Here is a 13,818-nt window from a genome sequence, read left to right on the forward strand (position 1 = left end):
GCTTGCCTTTTTTATTTTTTTGTAGGATAATTTTGGCGAATTGAAAAGTTAAAGAAGTCACATGAAGTCACACGGGAGGAAAAATGACCGCAGAAGTTAATTTGGCTGTTGAACTGCCAGGCTTGAAGCTGAAGAATCCGGTAATGCCGGCGAGTGGGACCTTTGCCTTTGGCGACTTGCCAGAGAATTTCGACTGGGATGAGATGGGGGCAATTGTCTTAAAGACTGCTACCCGCCATGCCCGGACTGGCAACCCGCAGCCGCAGATTGCCTTGCTAGAAGACGGGGTCATGAACGCTGTTGGCTTGACCAACCCGGGCGCTGAAGTCGTGGCTAGTGAAAAGATCCCGGCTTTAAGAGAAAAGCACCCGGACCTGCCGATCTTGGCCAGCGTTGGCGGGGAAAGCGTGGAAGACTACGTGGAAGTTGCTGAAATCCTGGCCGCGGCTAAGCCGGATGCTTTAGAGCTCAACTTGTCCTGCCCGAACGTGTCTGAAGGCGGGATGACTTTTGGCATCGTGCCGGAAATGGTGGAGAAGATCACCCGTCTGGTCAAGGAAAAAGTGGACCTGCCGGTATACGTGAAATTGACGCCAAACGTTACCAGCATTGTGGAAATTGCCCAGGCAGCGGAAAGAGGCGGGGCTGACGGTTTGACCTTGATCAACACCTTGCTGGGTCTGCACCTTGATTTAAAGACCCGGCGGCCGGTTTTAGGCAATGACTTTGGCGGCTTGTCTGGTCAAGCAGTTAAGCCGGTAGCTGTCCGCATGGTGGCCCAGGTCAAGCAGGCAACCAGTCTGCCAATTATCGGGGTCGGCGGGATCAACAGCCCGGAAGACGCGGCTGAATTCATCCTGGCTGGGGCCAGCGCTGTTCAGATCGGCAGCATGGCCTTCCATGACAAATTGGCCATCAAGCACGTGATTGACGGTCTGCCAACAGTTTTGGCCGACATGGGCGCAAGTGACGTTGCCAGCCTGGTTGGCCAGTGGCAGTCAAATAAGAGACAAGGCTGAATAAAGAGAATCGAGAACAAGCAAAAAGAAATACCGACGGCATTTCTTTTTCTACTCTAAGTCAAGTGTTATCAACGATTTTAGGCAATTTTATTTTGAAATAAGGGCCTAATCGGGAAATGGCTCCTGGAGAATCAAGTCAAATATCTGATTTAGGGCATGGTAAATACAGCCACCTTCTGTAATTTCGAAAAAGAGGCTGTTATAATATCTATTGGATCAATTTTTATGACAAAAGTCTTTGGTTATGTTTGGCTACGTCATAGCTATACAATTGATCATTCTTAATTAAAGCGAAGATCGTCCGTAATAATTTATGGATCGATGCGATAGCGGCCTTCTTGTGACTTGCAGTCTCAGAAGACCGTTTTCGTTTCTCGTAATAATCCGCAATATGGCAAGGATTTCCTGCTTTCTTAGCCGACTGAATTTGGTTTATGGCCAAGTACAGTACCTTTCTGCCAATAGCTGTCCCACGCTTTGAAATTGACAGGTGGGCCGTGAGCTTGCCAGATTCATAAACTTGAGGATCAACACCAACGAAGGCATTTAATTGGCTAGGATTGTTAAAACGTCTGATATCTCCAAGCTCACTTATGATTCTTAGAGCAGTGTTTTCGCCAATGCCTGGAATGCTTGTGAGGATCTCTAGATCCCGCTTAGGAGCCAGTTTAGCCATCTCCTGTAAAGCAGTCTGGCACTCTTCTTCAGCGCTCAGAATATTGTTAATAGCCATTTTGAGGCCACGAATATGGGCACTGTTCTTTTTGACAGCTGGACATGCGACTTTAGCCAACCGAATAAGACTTTGCTCTATGTCGTTAGCGCGCTTTTTACCAATACCAGATAAGCCTTTTAAGAAGTCGATGATATCGGCTTCTTTTGTTTCTAGTACGATATCTGGATGTGGGAATCTGAAAACAATACTCCAGTAGTTTTTCCCTCTCGGATTAGCCATTAAGTGCTCAATCTCTGGGAAAGTGAGCTGAATGGCTTTGTGCAGTCTATTCTTGTTGGTTATCAGATCGTGCGAAGCCTGCTCATAGATGCGGTTATTGGCCATCAATTCTTGATATTCTTCGCTTTGAACGTAGGCCAGCCGCTGCGGGTGCTCAGACTGCAACTTGGCAAGGTATAAGGCATCAAGCTTATCGGTCTTGTTCTGGTGCAGGTCATCCTTTGTCTTTCTTTTAGCTTCTAGCGGGTTCATCATGACATAGCGCAATTCGTGCATGTCCAAAAACGCCTGGAGTCTTCTTGAATAGACGCCAGTTGCTTCAAAGATAATCTGTGGGTTAGTAACCTGCTTAAGGTCACCCAGCAGCTGATTGAAGCCTACCATATCGTTGGAGATGGCATATTCATTAACTTTTTGGCCATTGACCATAATGCATACGTTAGACTTCCGACTGCTAACATCAATACCGAAAACAGTTTTCAATAAATCCATAAGAATAAACCTCCGCTTTACTTGGAGATGAGCCGCCTTCACCCAATTCAATCAGATCTAATTTTCTCAACAGGACTTTAACAGTCAACATACTTAGACGAGATTCACAATTGAATGGTGAAGCTGCCAGTTTTTTATACGACATCGAGTGTCCAAAGCGCTCACGGCATTGGCTTCATCTCCACTTTACATAGTAAAAGAAAAAGTGTTGAACGACTACTCCGTCGAGTAATCATCCAACACTAGATTAGTATGTTTTTTGTTCTGAAAATATAGTCTTAAAAATCTGTTTTTATGCTAATTTCCCAAGAAATACTGCTCAAAGGGCTATATCGCTTGATATACCAACCTATTGAGGAATTTCTTTGAGTTTGAGTTAGAACTCAACAAATAATGTATACACCGAAAACGACTGTGGTAATAAGCACTCTAAGCATTGAGTTGTAAAATCTTGAGAAACTGGAATTTTAATAACTCCTTTAAGAACGATGATATTGATACCTTTATAGAAGAAGTAAACTATAAGTATTTGACAAAAAATTCGAAGTAAACCCGCTTGACATCTTAACCAATAAGGTTAATAATGTTAATGGAATGGTAAATAGGGGGCTGCAGAAAAATGACGTTAATCACTATTTTTTCAATTGAGTAATCGAGGAGGTGATTTTATACTAAATCTATATAATTCATACTTTACAGGGATAGATGAATTTCCAATGTTGTGGAAGCAGAATGACAATTTGTTAAGACCTTTTCAAATAATTAGATTCTCGGACCGAAAGAATGCTTCATTGAATGACGCAATTTGCTTTTATGAATGGGATAATAAATTTGAAAGTAGTCTCAGTGATCAGAAGATAGATGATCTCATTTTTGACTTTAAAAAAGCAGGATCAATTATTCAGCCAGATTTTAGTATATTTGCTGATGCACCATTGATTTTACAGAAAATGGCAGTTTTTAATAAAAATCGAGTTGCTGTTGAACTGCAATCACAAGGAATTGAAGTAATTCCTAATTTACGTTGGGGAGATGAAAGATCGTTTGAATTTGCGTTCTCTGGTATTCCTAAACACCAAATTTGTGCTATAGGAACGTATGGCCAAATACGTGATAAAGAGAAGAGACTACTATTTGAAAGGGGATTAGAGTCTGCCTTAATTCATACGGAGCCTAAAGAAGTACTTATATATGGTCCAATGCCAGATGAAATTTTTGCACCGTATAAAAAAAGTGTTTCGTTTTTTCAATATGATAATTGGAGAGTGAATATGTTTGGGAAAGGAAGTATGTAATGGGGTCTGGGTACATTGGTTATACATATACAGAAGGTGCTAGTGAAAGACTAAAACCTGAGGACTTAATGGAAGAGTTAGAGAAAAGTAATGTCAAGTTCACAAAAGAGGATGTGATTTTAGTAACAAAGAATTATAACGGAAAATTGATTTGGTTGGAAAAAGGAAATGAAAGATCGGGCTTAATACATATCATGAGGAATCATAAGAATAATTTTAGAGATATCAGTGTCCCCAGCCTAATAAAGGAACTGACTCGCCAAAGACCTTATAAGCATTTTGAAAAGAATAATGGAAAAGAGCTCAGTGATGTGTATGTATATAAAAAGAATGGGAAGAAATATTTATTAGCCTATGGTAGCAATGGCTATATTGTTACTTTTTTCAGAATTACTGGAGGAAGATATGTATAAAGTTAAGGAAATTGATCAGTATGAATTTACTAGAAATATAGTTCTTGCATCGACCGATGGTACTGAAATTACAGTTTTTGATGATTCTGATTTACTCGGAAACAATGATTTTGATTTTATAAAAGTTGGTCAATCATATAACTTCAAGATAGGTATTTTAGGTGATATATGCAAAACAGGCAATGAATTTATTGTAGGTGAGAACCAAAAGATTGGAGAAGTAGTCTTTAGACGTTTATTAGATTCAAAAAATAACGTGTTTTATTTAGAACCGGATAACCAAGCAATTAGTGATGACGAAATAGGATCAAAAATAAAGGTTGATGTTGAGCGGTATGATATATTACAAGTAAACGAAACTATCCATGGTGGGTATGTTTAGAGAGGAAAATATTGTGGCAGCAACAGCATTAGGTAAATTTTTAAGGAGATTACGAGTTGATCGTGATGAACGCCTGTATGACATGGCAAATCGAGTAGGTGTAAGTTCAGCTTTTTTATCTGGTATTGAAAATGGTCGTAAAAAGCCGTCATCAACGTTGATACGTAATCTTATAACCGAGTACAATCTGAATACAAAACAACAGGCGGAATTGGAAGAAGCTTTGAGTATAAGTCAAGAAAGTATAGATATTTCTAATTTTTCGCCTCAAAAGCAGAGGGCGACCTTGATGTTTGCAAGAAAATTTGATGATTTGACAGATGAACAAATAGAAAAAATTCAACAAATTTTAAAGGGGGATGCTGATCATCATTAGCTATAGAACATTATTTGAAGCACAGCCAGAATCAAGACTCGCTTTACGAAAACTAGCTGATCTTGTTCGAAAAGAGATGGATATGTCCGATGAACTATATATTGATATAACGCGTGGTGCTAGTTGAAGAAGTTGAGTCCATATCTCTGTAGGATGTAGCTGATATTGTAAGTTAGTACGATTATCTCGACGGTTTGTTGGAAACCGTCTGTACTTCTTGCAAGAATATTTTCAATTCCGTAGTACTTTAGTACAGAGAACACACTCTCGATCGTTCGGCGAATTGCCATTAGCTCTCTTTTGTTATGCTGCTTAGCACCTTTCATATTTTTCCGGTAAGGTGTCCACAGTATATAGCCGTTTATCTTGAGAGTATCGTGCAGCTGCTTGCCTATATAGCCTTCATCGCCTAAAATAAAGTGCCCTTCGGGATGGGTAGTGAGAATCAGCTCTTCTGCTTCTTTTGCATCGTGTATTGATGCTTGTGTGATTACATAGCCAAGAACATAACCGTCTTGAGCTACGGCAAAGTGGCCTTTAAAGCCGTAATAGTAAAACTGTTTGGTTGAGTTATAGCCAATGTTGGCAATTCCTTCAAACACTTTAGCTCTGCGGTTTCTGATTGGCTGACACAAAGGCATGGGTAGACTGTCAATGATCATGTACTGATCAGACAGATCGACTCTTGAGTTTAGTTCGTTGACGATCTGAACAGTGATGCCAAGAAGCGCTCTAGCTCTGCGATTGAAACGAGATCTGGAGAGCCCACAAAGTCCCCAACAGCGAGCAAATCTGCGCTGAGAAGATATACCTTCCTCAGCTTGCCAGACAAGTAATGCAATAATTTCGTAGTCTGGAACCTTTACCAGACTGGCATTGCGACGGTGAGTTAACCGAGATGGAGCGTACTTGTAATAAAGTTTCTTGCAGATTTTCGACAAAGTTCGAAATTCCACTTGCAAACGGTGACTATAACGTTTAATCTGTAGTTGGTTCAACATTGTAAGGACTCCTTTCTTTTTTCCAACTAGAGTCTACAATGTTGGACCTTTTTTGTTAAGAAATTGAAACTATATTTCAACTAGCACCACGCGTATTGATATAACAAAAATATTAGAGCACCTAGATAGTTTGGATTCTCGTTACTCGTTTGAGATAGTAGAAGATGATGAGCTGGAGAATGGAGTGCAGGCACAGACAGATGTGATACAAAATAAAATTTTTATTAAAGCTTCAGTCTATGAAGGTGCAGTGCAAAATGTAGGAAGGGATCGAATGACAATTGCACATGAAATTTTACATTTATTATTGCATCAACCAAGCACTTTAACTCTTTATTGTCGGACAGACGATGATATTCCCTTATATAAAAATCCAGAATGGCAGGCAGAATGTTTTGCAGGGGAGCTGCTGATGCCTTATGAACAAATTAAGTCTATGGATGTAATGGAGATAGTAGATCAATGCAAAGTTTCAGAAAAGGCAGCTAAATATCAAAAGACACATATTTGATTACTCCTAGATGATGATATGAAACAGGCACGGGTTCGAAATTTAAGTAGAAATTTCCTAAGAAATACTACTCAAAGTGTTCTATTGATTGATATATCAGTCTTTTAAGGAATTTCTTTGAGTTTAAGTCACAACTCAAAAAATAAGGGGCTTAAACCTCGGAAAAGATTGTAATGATAGACTTTTTAAGTATTGAGTTGAAAAATCTTTGGGAACTAGTGTAGTGTCATACTGGCATTTAAAACATGTGCAATCAGAACTATAGCTGCTGATATAGAGACGCAAGCCTAGTATCCGTATCATCATTATTAAGATTTCTTCATGACAATACACTAGTGTAATGTCATACTGACATTTAAAACATGCGCAATCAGAACTATAACTGCTGAGATAGAGACGCATGCGTAGTATCCTTGCCAATATTATTAAGATATCATCATGACATTACACTGCATTAAGATGCACATAAAGAAAAAAGTGTTGAGTAATTACTTCATGGTAAGAGTAATCATTCAACACTTTTTTATCATGTTCTGATTAATTTTCGCTCTCGTTCAGGTCCTGGTTGAGCTCGCTGCTTAGTTTGTCAATCTTGGCCTGCAGGCGGGCGATTTCCTCGTCAGCTTCCTGCTTGAAGCGGTCGACGTCGGTATTGAGGTCGCTGACCATCTGCTCAGCTGCTGGCAGTTCACTGGCTAAGCGGCTGCTGGCTTCCTGGGCCCGGGAGAGGCCGTCTTGCAGCTCCTTGTGGCCTTCCTTGAAGTCTTCCGCGTCTTCTTTGAGATAGTCTCTGGTGCTCTTGCCGTTTTCATCTGGCAAAAAGGCAAAGACTGTCCCTGCTGCTGCCCCGAGCAAGAAGCCCAGGCCAAAGTGCTTGAAATTCCGCATTTTTCTACCCCCTCAGTTAAAACTGGGCCTTGATCCGGTCGCAGACTTCCTGGTACTTCTTTTCGTCGTACTGGTCGGCATTGTTTCTGGTGAAGAACTTGATGCCGTCGCCTTCCCAGCGGGGGATGAAGTGGATATGTGAGTGCATGACCACTTGCCCGGCAATTTCACCGTTGTTGCTGGTGATGTTCATGGCCTGGATCCGCGGATCAGAGGCCTTGATGGCCTTGGCGATTTCCGGCACGTATTGCAAAAAGCGGCTGGCGTCTTCAGCGCTGTAGTCAAAGAAGTTGGTCAAGTGCTTCTTTGGCACCATCAATACGTGGCCTTCGTTGACCTGGGAAATGTCCAAAAAGGCCTTTACGTCGTCATTTTCAAAAACGGTGTAGCTGGGAATTTCGCCGCGGATGATCTTACAGAATAAACAGTCGTCAATTAATTCAGCCTTAGTCATTGTGTTACCTCTGATCAATTTTAATGAGTTATTTTTTCAGTTTCTCTATGTCTCCATGCTATCATAAGAGGCAGATAAAAACATGAAGAAAGATAGGGAAAATATGACTCTAGAAATATCGCATTTGACCGGGGGCTACAGCGGCATCCCGGTAATCAAAGACGTCAATTTGACCATCGCTTCTGGTGAAGCGATCGGCCTAATTGGCTTGAACGGGGCCGGCAAGTCTACCACCATCAAGCACCTGCTGGGGCTTCTGCGGCCGCAAGCCGGCAAAATCACTTTAAATGGGATCAACTTGGCTGAAAAGCCAGCTGAATTCAAAAAGCTGGTGGCCTACATCCCAGAAACGCCAGTCATCTACCCGGAACTGACCTTGAAAGAGCACCTGGAACTGACCATCCTGGCCTACCAGCTGGATCCGGGCAAGGCCTGGGATAAAGCTAAAGAACTCTTGACCATGTTCCGCCTGGAAGATAAATTGGACTGGCTGCCGGTCCACTTTTCAAAAGGGATGCAGCAAAAAGTCATGATCGTGGCCGCCTTTTTGACTGACGCCCAGCTTTTAGTGATCGATGAGCCATTTACCGGCCTTGACCCCTTGGCCGTAGCCAACTTCATCGGCCTCATTAAAGAAGCACAAGAAGCTGGCAAGGAAATTCTGATGACCACCCACGTGTTAGCCGATGCCCAGCAGGCCATCAAGACCTACGCGATCTTAAACCAGGGCACGATCGAGTTCACCGGCAGCCTGGATGAGATCAGGAACCACTATGGCTTAAAGGCCAGCGACTCCTTTGACAAGCTCTACCAGCTCTTGTACCAGGAGCAGAAAAATGCGTGAGTTAGCTAAAAAGAGGCTGCAAAGTAACTTCCAGCAGTCAGCCAAGTATTTGGCCCTGGTTTTCAATGATTTCTTTGTCCTGGCTCTGATCTTCATCTTTGGAGCAGTCATGTTCTGGTATGCCCAGGTGATGAAGGTCCTGCCGGTCAAGGCCTGGTACTATCCCCTGGTATTATCCGCCTTGCTTTGGTTGGCCTACTTGCCGGGCAAACTGGTGACCCTTTTAGAGGCCGCTGACCGGCAATTTTTGCTGGCTACTGACGACCGGCTGGGCGAATATCTGGCTCCCATGCGCCGTTACAGCTTAGTCCTGCCGGCCCTGCTTTTGGCACTAGCTGGCGGGATCATGTATCCCTTCGCCAGTTTAAAAATGGGTCTCAGCAATCTGAATTACTTTAGCTTGATCTTGGCCCTCTTTTTCACCAAGGCCTTTGAGCAGGGGGCAGTCAGCCGCAGCCTGACTTTTGACCATAAGGTCAAGCAGGTATCTTGGCTGATTAGGCTAGTCCTTTTAGCCTTGCTTTTGGCGAATTTGTATTTCCTGCCAAATGCCCTGTACCTGCTTTTTGCTGCTGCTATTATTTCCGTCTTGGCCTTGCGGGCCTGGAAAAATTCCGCCTTTGACTGGCAGTACGCCATTGACTATGAAGCAAGACGGAAAGAGGCGGTTTACGCCGGCTTCGCCATGTTTACCGACGTCAAGGAAAGACAGGTCAACATCAAGCGGCGCAAGTACCTGGACTTTTTACTGCCGCCTTTTGGCAAGGAAAGCCCAAACAGCTTCTTGTACCGGCGGAGTCTTTTGCGGGACCCGGAATACTTGAACCTTTTAGCCCGGATGACGGCCTTTGCCCTTTTATTGACAGTCATGATCCAGGATCCGGTCTGGTCACTGCTTCTGTCCTCCCTGGTCATGTACCTGACCGTCTGGCAGCTTTTGCCTTTAGGGCAAAAATATGACCAGAACATCATGTACCGGGTCTACCCGATTGCCCAGAAAGACCGGGGGCAGGAACTCAGCCGGGTCTTAGCCTGGGCCTTGCTATTGCAGACGGGGCTGATTATAATTTTCTGGCTGGCCATTATGCCGGGCCAATTTGCCTGGAGCCTTTTGCTTTTAGTCTGGTGCGGCCTTTTGGCAAAAATCTACCTGCCGTACAAGACCCAGCAGCTGGCGAAAAAATCTCGCTATAAGAACAAGAAGCGGAGAAAATAGGGCAGAAGAGAAAAAAGTTAAAGCAAACGGTAAAATAAGAAATAGATAAAACAAAAGATTAGAAAGAACAGAGAGAAAGACATGCGTTTAAAGAACAAGCCTTGGGCAAATGAACTGGTAGAAGAGCACCCGGAAAGCGCCTTGGACCGGCCGGATCCAGCGGAAAAGATCGACTGGGCAGCCCGCTTTGGGAGCGATAAGCCAATCGAAATCGAAGTCGGCTCAGGCAAGGGGCAGTTTATTACCACTTTGGCCAAGCAGCACCCTGACCGCAACTTCGTGGCCATGGAAATCCAGAAGACGGCAGCCGGCATCATCTTGAAAAAGAAGCTGGATGAAGGTTTAGACAACCTGCAGATCCTCTGCGCCGACGCGGCCAACCTGGTGGCCTACTTCGGGGAAAATTCCACCAGCAAGATCTACCTCAACTTCAGCGATCCCTGGCCAAAGAGCCGGCATGAAAAGCGCCGCTTGACCTACAAGGACTTTTTGGCCAAGTACCAGGCAGTCTTGACAAGTGACGGGGTGATTGAATTCAAGACCGACAACTCCGGCCTTTTTGCCTACAGCGTCAAGAGCATGAACAATTACGGGATGCACTTTGACTTCGTGTCAGTTGACCTCCACCACGAAAAAGAAGAAATCGTGGAAAAGAACGTGGAAACTGAATACGAGCACAAGTTTGCCAGCAAGGGGCAGCCGATCTACTGCCTGCACGCGGGCTTTCTGGCCAAGTAGAAAATTTCCCTTTTCCGGGAAAATCGGGTAAAATAGCTAGTAAACGATTCTCTTATTAAAAGTAAGCAGGAGGAAAACATGGAAGAATATAAAGTAGTTGACCAAGCAAAGCTGGCTGACTTAGTCAAGAGCGGGCGGACCGTTGTCGAATTCTCCGCCGGCTGGTGTCCGGACTGCCGCTTTTTGGACCCGGCCATGCCGTCAATCGAAGCTGACTTCGCCGACAGCAAGTTCATCAAGATTGACCGCGATGGTTCTATCGACTTGTGCAAGGAAATGAACATTATGGGAATTCCTTCATTTGTTGTCTACCAAGATGGCCAAGAAATTGGTAGACTAGTTAATGGAGACCGCAAGACCAAGCAGGAAGTAGAAGCATTTTTGCGGTCGCTTGACTAGATAAGAGGGGACTTGAGATCAAATGATCACTAGTATTAACAAAGTAAGCTATCCCAACACTTTGATCGTCATCTTGGCGCAAGGCGATGGCGAAAGCAATTTCGAAGAAAAGGCCGACGTGACCCGGGTTACGGACGGCAAGGGCGAATTGACCGGCTTCAACTTCTTTAACGTTGACCAGGTACTGGACTACGACAAGCTGCCAAACGGCGAAGTCAAGCTGGATGAAGACCAAGTGGCTGCTTTAAACGAAAAGCTGGCCAGCGTTGGCTTTTCCGACAAGCTGACTGTTTCAAAGCCAACTCTGGTTTACGGCTACGTTAAGGAATGCGCTGCTCACCCGGATTCTGACCACTTGCACGTAACTCAGATCGATGTTGGCGACGGTCAAGACCACCAAATCGTCTGCGGTGCGCCAAACATCGCTCAAGGGCAAAAGGTTGTGGTGGCCTTGCCAGGCACTTTGATGCCAACTGGGGCCCAGATTTGGCCAGGCGCCTTGCGCGGGGTTGAATCAGACGGGATGATCTGCTCAGCCAGAGAACTGGGCTTGGCCCACGCTCCGCAAAGGCGGGGGATCATGGTTGTCCCAGACAGCTTCAAGATCGGTGACGAATTCGAACCGACCAAGTGTGACGAACTGCTGGCCAGCGGCGTCATCACCCTGTAATTGTTAAAAAACGACAAAAAAACAAAGAGCTTTGGGCTGATTATGGCCCGGAGCTCTTTTTTCTTAGCCTAATAATGATAAAATAAGGGTCGAACGTTTGAAACAAATGGAGCGAAAAAATGTTAGACAAGACTAAACAAATTTGGTTTATTGGGATCAAGGGGACCGGGATGGCTTCCTTGGCCTTGATTTTGCACGACCTGGGCTACAAGGTTGCCGGCAGCGACATCGACAAGTACACCTTCACCCAGGATCCGCTGGAAGCCGCTGGGATTGAAGTTGCTTCTTTCTCTAAGGACAACATCAAGGAAAGCGGCCAGGTGATCGTCAAGGGCAACGCCTTCAAGAGCGACAACATCGAAGTTGCCGCCTGCGAGGAAAAGGGCGTTAAGTGGCAAAGCTACCCGGACACGGTTGAAGAAATCGTTCAGCAGTACACCAGCATCGGCGTAGCTGGCTCACACGGCAAGACTTCAACCACCGGCCTTTTGGCAACGGTTTTGGGTGAAGCCGCTCCGACTTCCTTTTTGATCGGTGACGGGATGGGCAAGGGGGTCAAGGACTCCCGCTTCTTCGTCTACGAAGCTGACGAATACCGGCGGCACTTTTTGGCATATCACCCAGACTACCAGATCATGACCAATGTCGACTTTGACCACCCGGACTACTTCAAGGACAGAGATGACTATGCCTCAGCCTTCCAGACGGCGGCTGACCAGACCAAGAAGGGGCTTTTTGTCTGGGGCGATGACGAACGCCTGCAGAAGATCCAGCCAAAGACGGCCAAGAAGTACACTTACGGCTTGAAGGACAGTGACGACTTCCAGGCCTTTGACGTGGTCAAGACCACTGAAGGGGCCAAGTTCCATGTCCGGGCTCACGGGAAAGACTTGGGCGAATTCACCATCCACCTTTTCGGCGATCACAATGTGATGAACGCTACTGCCGTTATCGCTATTGCTTTTACTGAAGGCATCGACCTTGATGTAGTCAGAAAGGGCCTGGTCAAGTACACCGGGGCCAAGCGCCGCTTCAGCGAAAAGGACTTCGGTGACACGGTGGTTATCGATGACTACGCCCACCACCCAACTGAACTGCGGGCTACGATTCAAGCTGCCCGGCAGAAGTTCCCGGACCGGAAGCTGGTTACCATCTTCCAGCCGCACACTTACTCCAGAACCAAGGAATTCGAAGAAGAATACGTGGAAATTCTGAAGGGGGTCGACAAGGCCTTCTTGACGCCAATCTATGGATCAGCCAGAGAAAAGGCTGGCGACATCAAGAGTGAAGACATCACCAGCCAGATTCCAGGTGCTGAAGTCATCGACTTTGACAACTTGAAGGATCTTTTGGCCTACAAGGGCGACTGCATCGTCTTCATGGGTGCCGGCGACATTCCTAAATACGAAGTAGCATTTGAAGAAATGCTGGAAAAGTAATTGAGCAAGCAGTCCTTTAGGGGGCTGCTTTTTTGAAGGAGACAGCGATGACTGAAACGATTTTGCTGGTAGAAGATGAGCCGGGTCTGGCCCAGAGCTTGCAAAAAGAATTCCAGTTTGAAGGCTACCAAGTCCTCTTGGCCGGGGACGGGGAGCAGGCAGTCGCGGAGTTTGAAAAATTCCAGGCTGAGATCAACCTGGTCATTTTGGACTGGATGCTGCCGAAATTGGATGGCCTGGGCGTCTTGCGCCGGATCCGCCGGATCAGCGAGGTCCCGGTGATCATGCTGACGGCCCGGGACTACGCCGGCGACAAGGTGTCTGGTTTAAAGAGCGGGGCAGATGACTACGTGACTAAGCCATTTGACATTGAAGAGCTCCTGGCCCGGATGGAGGCAGTCTTGCGCCGGAGCCAGTCGGGCGGCCAGGAAGAATATTCTTTAAAGGGCCTCACCCTCAACTTGAAGAGCCGGGAAGTCATCAGAGAGGGGCAGATCATCCAGCTGACCCAGCGGGAATTTCTTTTGCTAAGCGAGTTCATGCGGCAAGCTGGCCAGGTTTTAACCAGAGACGAGCTCTTGGACGCGGTCTGGGGGGCAGACTTTGCAGGCCAGCCCAACACGGTCGATGTCTATGTCCGCCTGCTTAGGAAGAAGATTGACCAGAATTTTTCAGAAAAACTCCTCCACACCGTCCGGGGCGTGGGTTATATGTTGAAGTGAT

17 protein-coding genes are annotated in these 13,818 nt (G+C 45.5%); 13 read left to right on the forward strand and 4 right to left on the reverse strand.

The window, feature by feature from the left end; translation table 11 throughout:
- Positions 1 to 83 precede the first annotated feature (83 nt).
- The gene (locus tag ACYVUV_RS03025) at positions 84 to 1,019 is read left to right on the forward strand and encodes a dihydroorotate dehydrogenase (RefSeq protein WP_439775830.1); all 936 of its coding nucleotides are present in this window, start codon (positions 84 to 86) and stop codon (positions 1,017 to 1,019) included.
- A gap of 226 nt (positions 1,020 to 1,245) precedes the next feature.
- Here ACYVUV_RS03025 and ACYVUV_RS03030 read toward each other — a convergent pair whose 3' ends face one another.
- Positions 1,246 to 2,469 (reverse strand): IS110 family RNA-guided transposase, encoded by a 1,224-nt coding sequence (locus tag ACYVUV_RS03030; RefSeq protein WP_484498977.1) that lies wholly within the window; start codon positions 2,467 to 2,469, stop codon positions 1,246 to 1,248.
- 716 nt (positions 2,470 to 3,185) lie between these two features.
- Between ACYVUV_RS03030 and ACYVUV_RS03035 the strand changes: the two genes are divergently transcribed.
- The 4 genes from ACYVUV_RS03035 to ACYVUV_RS03050 are packed head-to-tail and all read left to right on the forward strand — an operon-like array spanning position 3,186 to position 4,935.
- Positions 3,186 to 3,764 (forward strand): DUF4417 domain-containing protein, encoded by a 579-nt coding sequence (locus ACYVUV_RS03035; protein WP_484498978.1) that lies wholly within the window; start codon positions 3,186 to 3,188, stop codon positions 3,762 to 3,764.
- Positions 3,764 to 4,177 carry a hypothetical protein gene (locus ACYVUV_RS03040; RefSeq protein ID WP_484498979.1) on the forward strand — a complete coding sequence of 138 codons (414 nt, stop codon included), beginning with the start codon at positions 3,764 to 3,766 and terminating at the stop codon, positions 4,175 to 4,177. Before ACYVUV_RS03035 ends, ACYVUV_RS03040 begins: the two co-directional genes overlap by 1 nt.
- Positions 4,170 to 4,559, forward strand: a complete 390-nt coding sequence (locus tag ACYVUV_RS03045; RefSeq protein ID WP_484498980.1) for a hypothetical protein — start codon at positions 4,170 to 4,172, stop codon at positions 4,557 to 4,559. The genes ACYVUV_RS03040 and ACYVUV_RS03045 overlap by 8 nt, the downstream gene beginning before the upstream one ends.
- A gap of 13 nt (positions 4,560 to 4,572) precedes the next feature.
- The gene (locus ACYVUV_RS03050; RefSeq protein WP_484498981.1) at positions 4,573 to 4,935 is read left to right on the forward strand and encodes a helix-turn-helix domain-containing protein; all 363 of its coding nucleotides are present in this window, start codon (positions 4,573 to 4,575) and stop codon (positions 4,933 to 4,935) included.
- A gap of 119 nt (positions 4,936 to 5,054) precedes the next feature.
- Here the strand turns inward: ACYVUV_RS03050 and ACYVUV_RS03055 are convergent, their stop codons facing one another.
- Positions 5,055 to 5,933 (reverse strand): IS982 family transposase, encoded by an 879-nt coding sequence (locus ACYVUV_RS03055; RefSeq protein ID WP_484499368.1) that lies wholly within the window; start codon positions 5,931 to 5,933, stop codon positions 5,055 to 5,057.
- 133 nt (positions 5,934 to 6,066) lie between these two features.
- Here ACYVUV_RS03055 and ACYVUV_RS03060 point away from each other — a divergent pair, with 133 nt between their 5' ends.
- Entirely contained in the window at positions 6,067 to 6,447 is a 381-nt protein-coding gene (locus ACYVUV_RS03060; RefSeq protein WP_484498982.1) for an ImmA/IrrE family metallo-endopeptidase, read from the forward strand.
- Positions 6,448 to 6,984: 537 nt separating this feature from the next.
- Here the strand turns inward: ACYVUV_RS03060 and ACYVUV_RS03065 are convergent.
- On the reverse strand, positions 6,985 to 7,335 hold the full coding sequence (locus ACYVUV_RS03065) for a YtxH domain-containing protein (RefSeq protein WP_439775134.1): 351 nt from the start codon (positions 7,333 to 7,335) through the stop codon (positions 6,985 to 6,987).
- A gap of 16 nt (positions 7,336 to 7,351) precedes the next feature.
- Positions 7,352 to 7,789: an HIT family protein gene (locus ACYVUV_RS03070; RefSeq protein ID WP_300616976.1), complete on the reverse strand. Its 438-nt coding sequence runs from the start codon at positions 7,787 to 7,789 to the stop codon at positions 7,352 to 7,354.
- A 103-nt stretch (positions 7,790 to 7,892) separates the two neighbouring features.
- Between ACYVUV_RS03070 and ACYVUV_RS03075 the strand changes: the two genes are divergently transcribed.
- From ACYVUV_RS03075 to ACYVUV_RS03105, 7 genes are all read left to right on the forward strand, one after another.
- Positions 7,893 to 8,633 (forward strand): ABC transporter ATP-binding protein, encoded by a 741-nt coding sequence (locus ACYVUV_RS03075; RefSeq protein ID WP_439775133.1) that lies wholly within the window; start codon positions 7,893 to 7,895, stop codon positions 8,631 to 8,633.
- The gene (locus ACYVUV_RS03080) at positions 8,626 to 9,849 is read left to right on the forward strand and encodes an ABC transporter permease (protein WP_439775132.1); all 1,224 of its coding nucleotides are present in this window, start codon (positions 8,626 to 8,628) and stop codon (positions 9,847 to 9,849) included. Before ACYVUV_RS03075 ends, ACYVUV_RS03080 begins: the two co-directional genes overlap by 8 nt.
- An 81-nt stretch (positions 9,850 to 9,930) precedes the next feature.
- Complete coding sequence (trmB, locus tag ACYVUV_RS03085) at positions 9,931 to 10,587, forward strand: tRNA (guanosine(46)-N7)-methyltransferase TrmB (RefSeq protein WP_439775131.1); 657 nt, start codon at positions 9,931 to 9,933, stop codon at positions 10,585 to 10,587.
- 78 nt (positions 10,588 to 10,665) lie between these two features.
- On the forward strand, positions 10,666 to 10,986 hold the full coding sequence (locus tag ACYVUV_RS03090; RefSeq protein WP_439775130.1) for a thioredoxin family protein: 321 nt from the start codon (positions 10,666 to 10,668) through the stop codon (positions 10,984 to 10,986).
- 22 nt (positions 10,987 to 11,008) lie between these two features.
- Positions 11,009 to 11,656, forward strand: coding sequence for a YtpR family tRNA-binding protein (gene ytpR, locus ACYVUV_RS03095; RefSeq protein ID WP_439775129.1), 648 nt, complete (start codon positions 11,009 to 11,011; stop codon positions 11,654 to 11,656).
- A 119-nt stretch (positions 11,657 to 11,775) separates the two neighbouring features.
- The gene (gene murC, locus ACYVUV_RS03100) at positions 11,776 to 13,095 is read left to right on the forward strand and encodes a UDP-N-acetylmuramate--L-alanine ligase (protein WP_439775128.1); all 1,320 of its coding nucleotides are present in this window, start codon (positions 11,776 to 11,778) and stop codon (positions 13,093 to 13,095) included.
- 47 nt (positions 13,096 to 13,142) lie between these two features.
- Positions 13,143 to 13,817: a response regulator transcription factor gene (locus ACYVUV_RS03105; RefSeq protein ID WP_439775127.1), complete on the forward strand. Its 675-nt coding sequence runs from the start codon at positions 13,143 to 13,145 to the stop codon at positions 13,815 to 13,817.
- Position 13,818 lies beyond the last annotated feature (1 nt).

The organism is Lactobacillus sp. WILCCON 0149, from assembly GCF_057197965.1.

Excerpts from the sequence above, each read along its gene's own strand:
- ACYVUV_RS03045 (WP_484498980.1), top strand. The coding sequence starts at position 4,170 with ATGTATAAAGTTAAGGAAATTGATCAGTATGAATTTACTAGAAATATA.
- ACYVUV_RS03030 (WP_484498977.1), bottom strand. The coding sequence starts at position 2,469 with ATGGATTTATTGAAAACTGTTTTCGGTATTGATGTTAGCAGTCGGAAG.
- murC (WP_439775128.1), top strand. The coding sequence starts at position 11,776 with ATGTTAGACAAGACTAAACAAATTTGGTTTATTGGGATCAAGGGGACC.
- ACYVUV_RS03070 (WP_300616976.1), bottom strand. The coding sequence starts at position 7,789 with ATGACTAAGGCTGAATTAATTGACGACTGTTTATTCTGTAAGATCATC.
- ACYVUV_RS03025 (WP_439775830.1), top strand. The coding sequence starts at position 84 with ATGACCGCAGAAGTTAATTTGGCTGTTGAACTGCCAGGCTTGAAGCTG.
- ACYVUV_RS03075 (WP_439775133.1), top strand. The coding sequence starts at position 7,893 with ATGACTCTAGAAATATCGCATTTGACCGGGGGCTACAGCGGCATCCCG.
- trmB (WP_439775131.1), top strand. The coding sequence starts at position 9,931 with ATGCGTTTAAAGAACAAGCCTTGGGCAAATGAACTGGTAGAAGAGCAC.
- ACYVUV_RS03105 (WP_439775127.1), top strand. The coding sequence starts at position 13,143 with ATGACTGAAACGATTTTGCTGGTAGAAGATGAGCCGGGTCTGGCCCAG.
- ACYVUV_RS03090 (WP_439775130.1), top strand. The coding sequence starts at position 10,666 with ATGGAAGAATATAAAGTAGTTGACCAAGCAAAGCTGGCTGACTTAGTC.
- ACYVUV_RS03080 (WP_439775132.1), top strand. The coding sequence starts at position 8,626 with ATGCGTGAGTTAGCTAAAAAGAGGCTGCAAAGTAACTTCCAGCAGTCA.
- ytpR (WP_439775129.1), top strand. The coding sequence starts at position 11,009 with ATGATCACTAGTATTAACAAAGTAAGCTATCCCAACACTTTGATCGTC.
- ACYVUV_RS03035 (WP_484498978.1), top strand. The coding sequence starts at position 3,186 with ATGTTGTGGAAGCAGAATGACAATTTGTTAAGACCTTTTCAAATAATT.
- ACYVUV_RS03040 (WP_484498979.1), top strand. The coding sequence starts at position 3,764 with ATGGGGTCTGGGTACATTGGTTATACATATACAGAAGGTGCTAGTGAA.
- ACYVUV_RS03065 (WP_439775134.1), bottom strand. The coding sequence starts at position 7,335 with ATGCGGAATTTCAAGCACTTTGGCCTGGGCTTCTTGCTCGGGGCAGCA.